We start from the raw sequence: 13,422 nt of genomic DNA on the forward strand, positions 1-13,422 counted from the left end.
GCATCGGTAACGCCTCCGGCTTCTACGGCGACCGGTTCGACGCGATGCGCGAGATGCTCACCGGCGGCCCCCTGGACGTGCTGACCGGCGACTATCTCGCCGAGCTGACCATGCTCATCCTCGGCCGCGACCGCCTCAAGAACCCGGCCGGCGGCTACGCGCGCACCTTCCTGCGGCAGTTGGAGGAGTGTCTCGGGCTCGCACACGAGAAGGGCGTACGGATCGTCGCCAACGCCGGCGGCCTCAACCCGGCCGGACTCGCCGACGCCGTGCGGGAGTTGGCCCAGCGGCTCGGCATCCCGGCGCGGGTCGCGCACGTCGAGGGCGACGACCTCACCGCCCGCCACCCCAAGAGCCTCGCCGCGCACGCCTACCTGGGCGGCGAAGGCATCGCCACCTGCCTCCGCGAGGGCGCGGACATCGTCGTCACCGGCCGTGTCACCGACGCCGCCCTGGTCACGGGGCCGGCCGCCGCCCATTTCGGCTGGGCACCGGACGCGTACGACCGGCTCGCGGGTGCCGTCGTCGCCGGGCACGTGCTGGAGTGCGGCACGCAGGCCACCGGCGGCAACTACGCCTTCTTCGCCGAGCACGACCCGGAGCGCCTGCACCACCCGGGCTTCCCCGTCGCCGAGATCCACGAGGACGGCACGAGCGTCATCACCAAGCACGACGGCACCGGCGGCGTCGTCGACCTCGGCACGGTCACCGCCCAGCTCCTGTACGAGACGTCCGGCGCCCGGTACGCGGGCCCCGACGTCACCGCGCGCCTCGACTCGGTCCGGCTCACCCAGGAGGGCCCGGACCGGGTACGCATCGACGGTGTGCGCGGCGAGGCCCCGCCGCCCACCCTCAAGGTCGGGCTCAACCGGCTCGGCGGCTTCCGCAACGAGGTCGTCTTCGTCCTGACCGGGCTCGAGATCGAGAAGAAGGCCGCGCTTGTACGGGCCCAGCTGGAGACCGCGCTCATGGCGGCCAAGTCCCGCCCCGACGACGTCCGTTGGGACCTCGCCCGCACCGACCACACCGACGCCCCCACCGAGGAGACGGCCAGCGCCCTCCTTCGGCTCGTCGTGCGCGACCCCGACCAGGACACCGTGGGCCGGACCCTCAGCGGAGCCGCCGTCGAGCTGGCGCTCGGCAGCTACCCCGGATTCCATGTGTTGGCGCCACCTGGAAAGGGCGCGCCCTATGGGGTCTTCGAGGATGTGTACGTCCCCCATGGCGACGTGGACCATATGGCCGTCCTCCACGACGGCCACCGGATCCATGTGATGCCGGCCCAGGACACCCGCGTACTGGAGCCGCTGGAGGAACCCCCGCTGCCCGACGCGCTACCCGAACCCGCACCCCCGGGACCGACCCGCCGCGCCCCCCTCGGCCTCGTTGCCGGAGCCCGCAGCGGTGACAAGGGCGGCAACGCGAACGTCGGCGTCTGGGCCCGCTCGGACGAGGCCTGGCGCTGGCTGGCGCACACCCTCACCACCGACCGGTTCCGCGAACTCCTTCCGGAAACGGCCGACTTGACCGTCGTACGCCATGTGCTGCCGAACCTGCGCGCCCTCAACTTCGTAGTAGAGGGAGTTCTCGGCGAGGGTGTCGCCGCCCAGCACCGTTTCGATCCGCAGGCCAAGGCGCTCGGCGAATGGCTGCGCTCCCGCCACCTCGACATCCCGGAGGTACTGCTGTGACGGTCCTGGCGTCCGCGCTGGACACCGGCTCCCCGGACTACGCCGCCCACCGCGAGGCCATGCTCGCCAAGCTCACCGAGCTCGGCACGGAGCACGCGAAGGCCCTCGCGGGCGGCGGCGAGAAGTACGTCGCCCGGCACCGCAAGCGCGGCAAACTGCTCGCCCGTGAGCGCATCGAGCTGCTCCTCGACCCCGACACACCGTTCCTGGAGCTGTCGCCGCTCGCCGCCTGGGGGAGCGACTACGCGGTCGGCGCCTCGCTCGTCACCGGCATCGGGGTCGTCGAGGGCGTGGAGTGCCTGATCACGGCGAACGACCCGACCGTGCGCGGCGGCGCCAGCAACCCCTGGAGCCTGAAGAAGGCCCTGAGGGCGAACGACATCGCGCTCGCCAACCGTCTGCCCTGCATCAGCCTCGTCGAGTCCGGCGGCGCGGACCTGCCCTCGCAGAAGGAGATCTTCATCCCCGGGGGTGCCATCTTCCGTGACATCACCCGGCTCTCGGCGGCCGGCATCCCGACCGTCGCCGTCGTCTTCGGGAACTCCACGGCCGGTGGCGCGTACATCCCCGGCATGTCCGACCACGTGATCATGGTCAAGGAGCGGGCGAAGGTCTTCCTCGGCGGTCCGCCGCTGGTCAAGATGGCCACCGGCGAGGAGAGCGACGACGAGTCGCTGGGCGGCGCCGAGATGCACGCGCGCGTGTCGGGCCTCGCCGACTACTTCGCCGTCGACGAGCAGGACGCCCTCAGGCAGGCGCGCCGCGTCGTCGCCCGCCTCAACCACCGCAAGGCGTACGGCGATCCGGGCCCGGCCGTCCCTCCCAAGTACGACGAGGACGAGCTGCTGGGCATCGTGCCCGGGGATCTGCGCACGCCCTTCGACCCGCGGGAGGTCGTCGCGCGCCTCGTCGACGGCTCCGACTTCGACGAGTTCAAGCCGCTGTACGGGAGCAGCCTGGTCACCGGCTGGGCGGCGCTCCACGGCTATCCCGTCGGGGTGCTGGCGAACGCCCAAGGAGTCCTCTTCAGCGAGGAGTCCCAGAAGGCCGCCCAGTTCATCCAGTTGGCCAACCAGCGCGACATCCCGCTCCTCTTCCTGCACAACACCACCGGCTACATGGTCGGCAAGGAGTACGAGCAGGGCGGCATCATCAAGCACGGCGCGATGATGATCAACGCGGTGAGCAACAGCCGCGTACCGCACCTCTCCGTGCTCATGGGCGCGTCGTACGGAGCCGGGCACTACGGCATGTGCGGGCGGGCGTACGACCCGCGCTTCCTCTTCGCCTGGCCCAGCGCCAAGTCCGCCGTCATGGGCCCCCAGCAGCTCGCGGGCGTCCTGTCGATCGTCGCCCGGCAGTCCGCCGCCGCGAAGGGGCAGCCCTACGACGAGGACGCCGACGCCGCCCTGCGTGCCATGGTCGAGCAGCAGATCGAGTCCGAGTCCCTGCCGATGTTCCTGTCCGGGCGGCTGTACGACGACGGGGTCATCGACCCCCGTGACACCCGCACCGTCCTCGGCCTGTGCCTGTCCGCGATCCACACGGCGCCCTACGAGGGCGCACGCGGCGGCTTCGGCGTCTTCCGGATGTGAGAGGTCCCATGATTTCGAGTGTGCTCGTCGCCAACCGGGGCGAGATCGCCTGCCGAGTCTTCCGAACCTGCCGTGAGTTGGACATCCGAACTGTCGCCGTCTACTCGGACGCCGACGAGAACGCCCTCCACACGCGCGTGGCCGACACCGCGGTACGCCTGCCGGGCGCGACGCCCACCGAGACGTATCTGCGCGGCGAACTGATCGTGAAGGCCGCGCTGACGGCCGGCGCGGAGGCCGTGCACCCCGGGTACGGCTTCCTGTCCGAGAACGCCGACTTCGCGCGGGCCGTCCTCGACGCGGGCCTGGTCTGGATCGGCCCGCCGCCCGAGGCGATCGAGGCGATGGCCTCCAAGACCCGCGCCAAGGAGCTGATGGCGGCCGCCGGGGTGCCGTTGCTCGCTCCCCTCGACCCGGACGCGGTGACCGAGGCCGATCTGCCGGTCCTGGTGAAGGCGGCGTCGGGCGGCGGCGGCCGCGGCATGAGGATCGTCCGCGAACTGGCCGACCTGGAAAGCGAGTTGAAGGCCGCGTCCATCGAGGCCCGGAGCGCCTTCGGGGACGGCACGGTCTTCGTCGAGCCCTACGTCGAGCACGGACGCCATGTCGAGGTGCAGATCGTCGCCGACACCCACGGCACCGTGTGGGCGTACGGCACCCGCGACTGCTCCCTCCAGCGCCGCCACCAGAAGGTGATCGAGGAGGCCCCCGCGCCAAGCCTCGCCCCCGGCGTCGAGGAGCGCCTGCACTCCGCGGCGACGGCCGCCGCCCGCACGATCACCTACGCGGGCGCGGGCACCGTCGAGTTCCTCGTCTCCGGGGACGACGTCCACTTCCTGGAGATGAACACCCGCCTCCAGGTCGAACACCCCGTCACCGAGGCCGTGTTCGGCATCGACCTGGTCGCCCTGCAGCTGAGCGTCGCCGAGGGGGAGCGCCTGGACGGCGAACCGCCGCGGCCGTCCGGCCACGCCGTCGAGGCCCGCCTCTACGCCGAGGACCCCGCCCAGAACTGGGCCCCGCAGACCGGCACCCTGCACCGCCTCTCCGTACCCGGCATCCGCCTGGACACCGGCTACGAGGACGGCGACACGATCGGCGTCCACTACGACGCCATGCTCGCCAAGGCCGTCGCGCACGCCCCCACGCGCGCGGAGGCCGTCCGCCGCCTCGCCGGCGCCCTGGAGCGCGCCACGATCCACGGCCCGGTCACCAACCGCGACCTCCTCGTACGCTCCCTGCGCCACGAGGAGTTCACGACGGCCCGCATGGACACGGCCTTCTACGAACGCCACCTGGCCGACCTCACCACGACCGCCCCGGACCCGTACGCACCCTTGGCCGCCGCCCTCGCGGACGCCCACGGCCGCTCCCGGTTCGGCGGCTGGCGCAACCTGCCCTCCCAGCCGCAGACCAAGCGCTACGCCTCGGCGCACGGCGAACACGAGGTCCACTACCGGCACACCCGCGAGGGCCTGACGGCCGACGGCGTCCGCGTGCTGAGCGCCGCCGCGGATCTCGTCGTACTCGAAATCGACGGCGTACGACGGAAGTTCGACGTCACCCGCCACGGCGACCGCGTGTACGTGAACGCCACCGCGCTCACCGCCCTGCCCCGCTTCCCGGACCCCGCCGCCCAGCAGGCCCCCGGCTCCCTCCTCGCCCCCATGCCCGGCACGGTCGCCCGCATCGCCGACGGCCTGACCACCGGCTCCGCCGTGAAGGCCGGAGACCCCCTCATCTGGCTGGAGGCGATGAAGATGGAACACAAGATCACCGCCCCGGCGACAGGCACGCTCACGGCCTTGCACGCGGCTCCGGGCCAGCAGGTCGAGGTGGGCGCGCTGCTGGCGGTCGTCCAACAAGAGGCGCCCCTCTAGGGGCGTCGAGACCGGCCGCTTTCAGGGGCGCGGGGAACTGCGCACCCAGCCACGACGAACCCGCACCCTCCAAACGCCACGACCCCCCTCCCCCTGAGGAGCCCCCAATGACAACGGTCCTCGAAACAGACGAACACAAGGCCCTCCGAGCAGCCGTAGCCGCCCTCGGCACCCGCTACGGCCGCGAATACCTCACCAAGGTCATCGCGGCAGGCGCCCACCCCGACGAACTCTGGTCAGAGGCAGCCAAGCTCGGCTACCTGGGCGTCAACCTCCCCGAGGAATACGGAGGCGGAGGCGGCGGCATCGCCGAACTCTCCATCGTCCTGGAGGAGTTGGGCGCCGCAGGCTGCCCCCTCCTCATGATGGTCGTCTCCCCGGCCATCTGCGGCACGGTGATCGCCCGCTTCGGCACGGACACCCAAAAGCAAGAGTGGCTCCCGGCCCTGGCCGACGGAACCCGCACCATGGCGTTCGGCATCACCGAACCCGACGCCGGCTCCAACAGCCACCGCATCACCACGACGGCCCGCCGGGACGGAACCGACTGGATCCTCAAGGGCCGCAAGGTCTTCATCTCGGGCGTGGACATCGCGGACGCCACCCTCATCGTTGGCCGCGCGGAGGACGCCCGTACGGGCAAGCTCAAGCCCTGCCTGTTCATCGTCCCGCGCGACGCCCCCGGCTTCGAACGCCGCCAGATCGACATGGAACTGCACGGCGCGGAGAAGCAGTTCGAGCTCACCCTCGACGACGTACGCCTGCCCGCCGAGGCTCTCGTCGGAGACGAGGACGCGGGCCTGCTCCAGCTCTTCGCGGGCCTCAACCCCGAGCGCATCATGACCGCCGCCTTCGCGATCGGCATGGGCCGCTACGCCCTCTCCAGGGCCATCACCTACGCCCGCGAACGCACCGTCTGGCGGGACCCGATCGGCGCCCACCAGGCCATCGCGCACCCCCTGGCGCAGGCGCACATCGACCTGGAACTCGCCCGTCTGATGATGCAGAAGGCGGCCTTCCTCTACGACTCCGGGGACGACGCGGGAGCCGGAGAGGCCGCCAACATGGCCAAGTACGCGGCCGGCGAAGCCTGTGTGAAAGCGGTCGACCAGTCCGTGCACACCCTCGGCGGCAACGGCCTGACCGGCGAGTTCGGCCTCGCGTCCCTCATCACCGCGTCCCGCGTGGCCCGGATCGCGCCCGTCAGCCGGGAGATGATCCTCAACTACGTCTCGCACCAGACCCTGGGCCTGCCGAAGTCCTACTAGCACTATCTCCCCTACAGCTTCCGGCCGAGCCTCCGGTTCGACTCCTGAAAGGGCCCGCCATGGTGTTCCGCAGCGAGTACGAAGACGTCCCCGCCGTCGAAGAACCCATCCACGAGGCGGTGCTGGGCCGCGCCGCCTCCCGGGGCGACACGCCCGCGCTGATCGACGGCGTGGACGGGATGACCCTCACCTACGCCCAACTCGACACGTTCCACCGGCGGATCGCCGCCGAGCTCGCCGACCTCGGGGTCGCCAAGGGGGACGTGCTGGCGCTGCACAGCCCCAACACCGTCGCCTTCCCCGTGGCGTTCTTCGCCGCCACGCGCGCGGGGGCGTCGGTCACCACCGTGCATCCGCTCGCCACGGCCGAGGAGTTCGCCAAGCAGCTGCGGGACTGCAAGGCCGAGTGGATCGTCACCGTGTCACCGCTCCTCGACACGGCCCGTACGGCGGCCGAACTCGCGGGCGGCGTACGGGAGATTTTTGTCTGCGACCAGGCACCAGGACACCGCTCGCTGCTCGACATGCTGGGCTCCACGGCCCCCGAGCCGCAGATCGACATCGACCCGGTGGAGGACGTGGCGGCCCTCCCGTACTCCTCCGGGACGACCGGCATCCCCAAGGGCGTGATGCTCACCCACCGGAACATCGCCACCAACCTCGCCCAGCTGTCGCCCACCATGCCGATGGGCCCCGGCGACCGCATCCTCGCGGTCCTGCCGTTCTTCCACATCTACGGGCTCACCGCCCTCATGAACGCGCCCCTCAGGCAGGGCGCCACCGTCGTCGTACTGCCGCGCTTCGACCTGGAGACGTTCCTCGCGGCCATCGAGAAACACCGCATCACCGGCCTGTACGTGGCCCCGCCGATCGTCCTCGCCCTCGCCAAGCACCCGGCCGTCGAGGGCTACGACCTGTCGTCCCTGGAGTACATCATCAGCGCCGCCGCGCCCCTGGACGCCGAGCTGGCGGAGGCCTGTTCGCGCAGGCTGGGACTGCCGCCCGTCGGCCAGGCGTACGGCATGACGGAACTCTCGCCCGGCACGCACGTCGTACCCCGGGACTCCGTGAACCCGCCCCCCGGAAGCGTCGGAAAACTCATCCCCGGCACCGAGATGCGCATCGTTTCCCTCGACGACCCCGGCAAGGACGTCGGCGTCGACGAGCGCGGCGAGATCGTCATCCGCGGACCACAGGTCATGAAGGGCTACCTCGGCCGCCCCGAGGCGACCGCCGCGATGATCGACGAGAACGGCTGGCTGCACACCGGGGACGTCGGGCACGTCGACACGGGCGGCTGGCTGTACGTCGTCGACCGCGTCAAGGAACTCATCAAGTACAAGGGCTTCCAGGTGGCCCCCGCCGAACTGGAGGCCCTCCTGCTCACGCACCCCGGCATCGCCGACGCCGCCGTCATCGGCGTCTACGACAGCGACAACAACGAACGGCCGCACGCGTACGTGGTGCGCCAGCCGGCCGCCGACGGCCTCACCGAGGACGACGTCATGGGGTACGTCGCCGAGCGCGTCGCCCCGTACAAGAAGATCAGGCAGGTCGTCTTCATCGAAGGCGTGCCCAGGGCGGCCTCCGGCAAGATCCTGCGCCGGGAACTGCGAGAACTGCGGGAGCCACGGGAACTGAAGGAGCGCGCATGACGGTGGTACGGCGGGCGCACGAGCGCGGGATCACCACCCTCGCGCTCGACGCGCCCGAGCGGCGCAACGCCCTCTCCGCCCGGCTGGTGGGCGAGCTGGCGGACGCGCTCACGGAGTGCGGCAAGGACGCCGACGTACGCGCCGTCGTCCTCACCCACACCGGCAACACCTTCAGCGCGGGCGCGGACCTGCGCGATCCGCCCGACCCCGACGTCCTGGTCGCCCTGCTCCGCCAGATCGTCGAACTGCCCAGACCCGTCGTCGCCCGCGTCACCGGCCATGTGCGCGCGGGCGGCCTCGGACTGCTCGGCGCCTGTGACATCGCCGTCGCCTCCCAGGAGGCCACGTTCGCCTTCACGGAGGTACGCATCGGGGTCGCCCCCGCCGTGATCTCGCTGCCCCTGCTGCCACGGCTCGACCCGCGCGCGGTGGCCCGCTACTACCTCACGGGGGAGAAGTTCGACGCGGCCGAGGCCGCCCGGATCGGCCTGGTCACGGCGGCGGGCGAGGACGCCGACGACGTACTCGCGCCCGTGCTCGACGGGCTGCGGCGATCCTCCCCACAAGGGCTCGCCGAGACGAAACGGCTGCTCACGGCTAAGGTGCTGGACACCTTCGACCGGGACGCGGCCGACCTCACCGCGCTCTCGGCCCGGCTGTTCTCCTCCGCGCAGGCCCGCGAGGGAATGACCGCCTTCCTCGAACGACGGGATCCTCCATGGGTGCGGTGAACAGTGGCGCCACGACCGGCGGCGTGGTGAACGGCACGCCGCCGGCCGAGCGCGTACCCAAGCAGGACCGCAGCCGGGCCACCCGGCAGCGCCTCCTCGAAGCCGCGGTCGCCTGCCTCGCCGAACACGGCTGGGCCGGCTCCACGGTCTCCGTCGTCGCCGAACGCGCCGGCGTCTCCCGGGGCGCCGCCCAGCACCACTTCCCGACCCGCGAGGACCTCTTCACCGCAGCCGTCGAGTACGTCGCCGAAGAACGCTCCACCGCCCTGCGCGACCTGTTCCCCGACGGCCCCACCAACCGCCACGCGGTCGTCGCCGCCCTCGTCGACCTCTACACGGGCCCGTTGTTCCGAGCCGCCCTCCACCTCTGGGTGGCCGCCTCCAACGAAGAGCAACTCCGCCCCCGCGTAACGGAGTTGGAGTCCCGCGTGGGCCGCGAGACCCACCGCATAGCCATCGAACTCCTCAACGCCGACGAATCCCGCCCCGGCGCCCGGGAAACCGTCCAGGGCTTCCTCGACATGTCCCGAGGCCTGGGCCTCGCCAACCTCCTCACGGACGACGGGGCCCGCCGGGAGGGCGTGGTACGCCAGTGGTCGAAGATTTTGGACGGGGCGCTGGGCTGAGGGCCCTCTCCCTCACGGACTGAGCCGCTCCACCCGCCACGACCCGTCCTCCTGGGTCACATAGCGCAGGCGGTCGTGGAGGCGGTTCTCGCGGCCCTGCCAGAACTCGACCGTCTGGGGCGCGACGCGGAAGCCGCCCCAGTTCGGGGGGACCGGGACCTGCTCGCCCTCGGGGTAGCGGGCGGCCAGTTCGGCGTACGCGGTGTCCAGGTCGGCGCGGGAGGAGATCACCGCGGACTGGGTGCTCGTCCAGGCACCGAGCTGGGAGCCGTGCGGACGGGTGCGGAAGTACGCGGCCGTCTCGTCGCGGCCCGTGCGCCGGGCCGTACCGCTGACGATGACCTGCCGGGCCATCGCATGCCACGGGAAGAGCAGGGAGACGTACGGGTTGGCGGCGAGGTCGCGCGCCTTGCGGGACTCGTAGTTGGTGAAGAAGACGAAACCCTGCTCGTCGTACTGCTTCAGCAGGACCGTGCGGGAGCTGGGCCGCCCCTCGGCGTCCGCGGTGGAGACGACCATGGCGTTCGGCTCGTACAGCAGGCCGTCCCTCGCGGCCAGGGCGAACCAGCGCCCGAACTGCTCCATCGGGTGGTCGGCCAGCTCGGTCTCGTCGATTCCCTCGGCCCGGTAGTGCTTGCGCATCAACGCCGGGTCGAGGACGGGTTCACGGTCGGTCACGCGGTCATCCTGCCGTATTCCGAAAGGCGGCAGAGGAGCTCCCGGCGGGCGTGGCCTTCATCACGCCCTGGCACTCAGTGCCGCGTACTCTCCCCAAAGGTGACACCAAGGGATATCGTCCTGCTTCCGAAACGGTTGGGTGACCGCCATCCGGACGGGGCATCACCGGGGAGACGTACGGACCGCGAGTCCACGAGGCGACCGCGGAACCGGACGGCCACACCCGTCACAGACATATGGTCACGAGCACCCTCGCACACCCCACAAACCATCTGTCGCACACATCATGAGGAGCCGCCTGATGTCCGACTTCGTACCCGGGCTCGAAGGAGTCGTCGCTTTCGAGACGGAGATCGCCGAACCGGACAAGGAGGGCGGCGCCCTGCGGTACCGGGGCGTCGACATCGAGGATCTGGTCGGCCACGTCTCCTTCGGCAACGTCTGGGGACTGCTCGTCGACGGAGCCTTCAACCCCGGCCTGCCGCCCGCCGAGCCGTTCCCGATCCCCGTCCACTCCGGTGACATCCGCGTGGACGTCCAGTCCGCGCTCGCCATGCTGGCGCCCGTGTGGGGCCTGCGCCCCCTCCTCGACATCGACGAGCAGCAGGCCCGCGCGGACCTCGCCCGCGCCGCCGTCATGGCCCTCTCGTACGTCGCCCAGTCCGCCCGCGGCCAGGGCCTGGCCATGGTCCCGCAGCGCGAGATCGACAAGGCCCAGTCCGTCGTCGAACGCTTCATGATCCGCTGGCGCGGCGAGCCCGACCCCAAGCACGTCGCGGCCGTCGACGCCTACTGGACGTCCGCCGCCGAACACGGCATGAACGCGTCCACCTTCACGGCCCGCGTCATCGCCTCCACCGGCGCCGACGTGGCGGCGGCCCTCTCGGGCGCCGTCGGCGCCATGTCCGGCCCCCTGCACGGCGGCGCCCCCTCCCGCGTCCTCGGCATGATCGAGGAGATCGAGCGCACCGGCGACGCCGACGCCTACGTCCGGCAGGCCCTCGACAAGGGCGAGCGGCTGATGGGCTTCGGCCACCGCGTGTACCGCGCCGAGGACCCCCGCGCCCGCGTCCTGCGCCGCACCGCCCGCGAACTCGGCGCCCCCCGCTTCGAGGTCGCCGAGGCCCTGGAGAAGGCGGCCCTGGCGGAACTCCACGCCCGCCGCCCGGACCGCGTCCTCGCCACGAACGTCGAGTTCTGGGCCGCCATCGTCCTCGACTTCGCCGAGGTCCCGGCCCACATGTTCACCTCGATGTTCACCTGTGCCCGCACCGCCGGCTGGTCCGCGCACATCCTGGAACAGAAGCGCACGGGCCGCCTCGTACGGCCCTCCGCCCGCTACGTCGGCCCGGGCACCCGCAACCCGCGCGAGATCGAGGGCTACGAGGACATCGCCCACTGATTTCTCATGTGTACGGGGTCCATGTGCGCACGGCCCATGTGGCGGCTCTCCATGGGGAGCCGCCACACCCGTCTCACGCGGGGACCAGCAGCTCCGCGTGGTGGCGGGCCGCGACCAGCGGATGGGCCCGCAGCTTGCCCTTCAGCTCGTTCCGCCCGTACTCCGCGAAGAGCGGATTCGCCGGGTCGCTCGTCACACCGGGCGCGGCGGACGCGTACGGGAAGGGCAGCGGCTCGATCCGGGCGTCGAGCCGGGGGTTGTAGAAGAAGGGAACGGAGAACCGCTCGGTGGCACCGGCCGGACTGACCACCCGGTGGTTGGTGGCGACGAGATACCCGTCGGTGGCCACCTCCAGCAGCTCACCCAGATTCACCACGAACGCCCCCGGAATCGGCGGCACGTCATGGAACATCCCGTCCTCGCGCTGCACCTGCAACCCGCCGACCTGGTCCTGCAGCAACAGCGTCAGGAACCCGTAGTCCTTGTGCGCCCCGACGCCCTGACCTGCGCCGTCCCCCGCACTGCCCGGATACCGGACCAGCTTCAGATGGGGATGGGCACGCTCACCGAACACGGGCTCGTAGAAACTGGCGGGCGCCCCGATCGCGGTGAGCAGCTCACGCAGGAGCCGCGCCGCGACGGAGCTGAGCCGGTCGATCCACGCCAGGGCGGCGGTCCGCAGCTCCGGCAGCGCGGCGGGCCACTGGTTGGGCCCCTCCAGCCACCAGTACGCGGGCTCACCGGGACCGGGCGTCCGCGCGGGCCGCTCCGCCCCTATGTCGAGCTGGTCACGCCAGTCCCGGCTGCCGCCGGTGCGCTCGTCGCCGGTCCGCGTATAGCCGCGGAAATGGGGCGAGTTGACGTTGTCGATGGCGAGCCGGTCCGCCTCGGGAAGCGCGAAGAACCGACGCATCGCGTCGAGCAGAGCGGCTGTCTCGCCTTCCCCCACCCCGTGCCCCACGAGCTGGAAGAACCCCACGTCGTGCGCGGCGCTGTGCAACTGCGCGTGCAGCAGCGCACGCGCCTGAGGCCCGCGATCGGCCGCGGAAAGATCAATGATCGGAAGCTGCTGATACGCCTGATTCAACGAGTTCGTCTGATGACTCAACGGGCTCGTCTGATTCAACGGGTTCGTCATGGTGTGCGTCCGCATGGGTTACGGGCCCGGGCCGGCCGCCGAGGGTGGGGCGAGGGGCCACAGGTGCCAAGTGAAAGAGCTGAAGGGGGCTGAGGTCAGGCGGAAGGCCGACAGCCCATGCTCGTGACGCGCACGAAGTCCACGTGACGGCGTCGAACGAGCATCGGAAGCATGGCGTAAGAGTACTCCCGCTCGCCCAATACGCCAGTGCCCCACCTCACACACCTGCGAAACGCAGACGACCCGCGAACTCTGGTCCCCTCCGAGGAGGGAGCCGGCCGGACTTACCGGCGAGCTCGCGGGTCGGGTGACTGCTTGAGATTGGGCCGGCTGCACGCTCATCTCACGCGCTGGCGCGGCACCGCACTGAATGTGGTGACGGGCCGCTAGCCCGCAGCCACCTCGCTGGTCCGGGTTTCAGACATGTACCCGATCACCTCCTTTCGGCGTGCGACACACATTAGGAACCGGATCCGCATCCCTCAACCGGTTTTCTGGACGGCGACGGTCCGGAGTCGTACGACCACTGTTGTCGACCCGGCGGCGGTCCAGGCAGCGGCCCGGGCAGTGGTCCCGCCGCAAGACGGACCCGCTGATCGATCCGTACGCCGACGTGCCCGCACACAACGATTTCCTCAATCTTGTGGGAACCAGATGTGGGCTGCGTCACGTTCGAGTTGAATGATTCCTAGTGAGTGATTCGTAATGAGTGAAGTGAGTGATCAGACGCGCGGGCACACCGCGCAGGACACGCCGAC

Annotated in this window: 10 protein-coding genes; 8 read left to right on the plus strand and 2 right to left on the minus strand. The window is 71.0% G+C overall.

What is annotated here, in order from left to right; translation table 11 throughout:
- The first annotated feature begins 44 nt into the window (after positions 1-44).
- From ACN20J_RS28075 to ACN20J_RS28105, 7 genes are all read left to right on the plus strand, one after another.
- Positions 45-1,691: an acyclic terpene utilization AtuA family protein gene (locus ACN20J_RS28075; protein ID WP_419668970.1), complete on the plus strand. Its 1,647-nt coding sequence runs from the start codon at positions 45-47 to the stop codon at positions 1,689-1,691.
- Positions 1,688-3,286: an acyl-CoA carboxylase subunit beta gene (locus ACN20J_RS28080; protein WP_419667067.1), complete on the plus strand. Its 1,599-nt coding sequence runs from the start codon at positions 1,688-1,690 to the stop codon at positions 3,284-3,286. Before ACN20J_RS28075 ends, ACN20J_RS28080 begins: the two co-directional genes overlap by 4 nt.
- 8 nt (positions 3,287-3,294) lie before the next feature.
- Positions 3,295-5,166, plus strand: coding sequence for an acetyl/propionyl/methylcrotonyl-CoA carboxylase subunit alpha (locus ACN20J_RS28085; protein ID WP_419667068.1), 1,872 nt, complete (start codon positions 3,295-3,297; stop codon positions 5,164-5,166).
- Between the two features lie 107 nt (positions 5,167-5,273).
- The gene (locus ACN20J_RS28090) at positions 5,274-6,434 is read left to right on the plus strand and encodes an acyl-CoA dehydrogenase family protein (protein ID WP_190228987.1); all 1,161 of its coding nucleotides are present in this window, start codon (positions 5,274-5,276) and stop codon (positions 6,432-6,434) included.
- A gap of 62 nt (positions 6,435-6,496) precedes the next feature.
- Positions 6,497-8,089 (plus strand): 4-coumarate--CoA ligase family protein, encoded by a 1,593-nt coding sequence (locus tag ACN20J_RS28095; RefSeq protein ID WP_419668971.1) that lies wholly within the window; start codon positions 6,497-6,499, stop codon positions 8,087-8,089.
- Entirely contained in the window at positions 8,086-8,820 is a 735-nt protein-coding gene (locus ACN20J_RS28100) for an enoyl-CoA hydratase family protein (RefSeq protein ID WP_362001554.1), read from the plus strand. The genes ACN20J_RS28095 and ACN20J_RS28100 overlap by 4 nt, the downstream gene beginning before the upstream one ends.
- The gene (locus tag ACN20J_RS28105; protein ID WP_189836901.1) at positions 8,808-9,446 is read left to right on the plus strand and encodes a TetR/AcrR family transcriptional regulator; all 639 of its coding nucleotides are present in this window, start codon (positions 8,808-8,810) and stop codon (positions 9,444-9,446) included. Before ACN20J_RS28100 ends, ACN20J_RS28105 begins: the two co-directional genes overlap by 13 nt.
- Before the next feature lie 12 nt (positions 9,447-9,458).
- On the opposite strand, the gene pdxH is transcribed toward ACN20J_RS28105, so the two are convergent.
- Positions 9,459-10,124: a pyridoxamine 5'-phosphate oxidase gene (pdxH, locus tag ACN20J_RS28110; RefSeq protein WP_259333290.1), complete on the minus strand. Its 666-nt coding sequence runs from the start codon at positions 10,122-10,124 to the stop codon at positions 9,459-9,461.
- Positions 10,125-10,425: 301 nt separating this feature from the next.
- On the opposite strand from pdxH, the gene ACN20J_RS28115 reads away from it, so the two are divergent.
- Positions 10,426-11,526: a citrate synthase 2 gene (locus tag ACN20J_RS28115; protein ID WP_189836902.1), complete on the plus strand. Its 1,101-nt coding sequence runs from the start codon at positions 10,426-10,428 to the stop codon at positions 11,524-11,526.
- Between the two features lie 73 nt (positions 11,527-11,599).
- On the opposite strand, the gene ACN20J_RS28120 is transcribed toward ACN20J_RS28115, so the two are convergent.
- A complete protein-coding gene (locus ACN20J_RS28120; RefSeq protein WP_419667069.1) occupies positions 11,600-12,664 on the minus strand; it encodes an isopenicillin N synthase family dioxygenase in 1,065 nt (354 codons plus the stop codon).
- Between the last annotated feature and the right edge of the window lie 758 nt (positions 12,665-13,422).

Source organism: Streptomyces sp. 2-1 (assembly GCF_048564895.1).
GTDB lineage: Bacteria > Actinomycetota > Actinomycetes > Streptomycetales > Streptomycetaceae > Streptomyces > Streptomyces phaeochromogenes.

Excerpts from the sequence above, each read along its gene's own strand:
- ACN20J_RS28090 (WP_190228987.1), top strand. The coding sequence starts at position 5,274 with ATGACAACGGTCCTCGAAACAGACGAACACAAGGCCCTCCGAGCAGCC.
- ACN20J_RS28105 (WP_189836901.1), top strand. The coding sequence starts at position 8,808 with ATGGGTGCGGTGAACAGTGGCGCCACGACCGGCGGCGTGGTGAACGGC.
- ACN20J_RS28075 (WP_419668970.1), top strand. The coding sequence starts at position 45 with ATGCGCGAGATGCTCACCGGCGGCCCCCTGGACGTGCTGACCGGCGAC.
- ACN20J_RS28115 (WP_189836902.1), top strand. The coding sequence starts at position 10,426 with ATGTCCGACTTCGTACCCGGGCTCGAAGGAGTCGTCGCTTTCGAGACG.
- ACN20J_RS28120 (WP_419667069.1), bottom strand. The coding sequence starts at position 12,664 with ATGACGAACCCGTTGAATCAGACGAGCCCGTTGAGTCATCAGACGAAC.
- ACN20J_RS28100 (WP_362001554.1), top strand. The coding sequence starts at position 8,086 with ATGACGGTGGTACGGCGGGCGCACGAGCGCGGGATCACCACCCTCGCG.
- ACN20J_RS28085 (WP_419667068.1), top strand. The coding sequence starts at position 3,295 with ATGATTTCGAGTGTGCTCGTCGCCAACCGGGGCGAGATCGCCTGCCGA.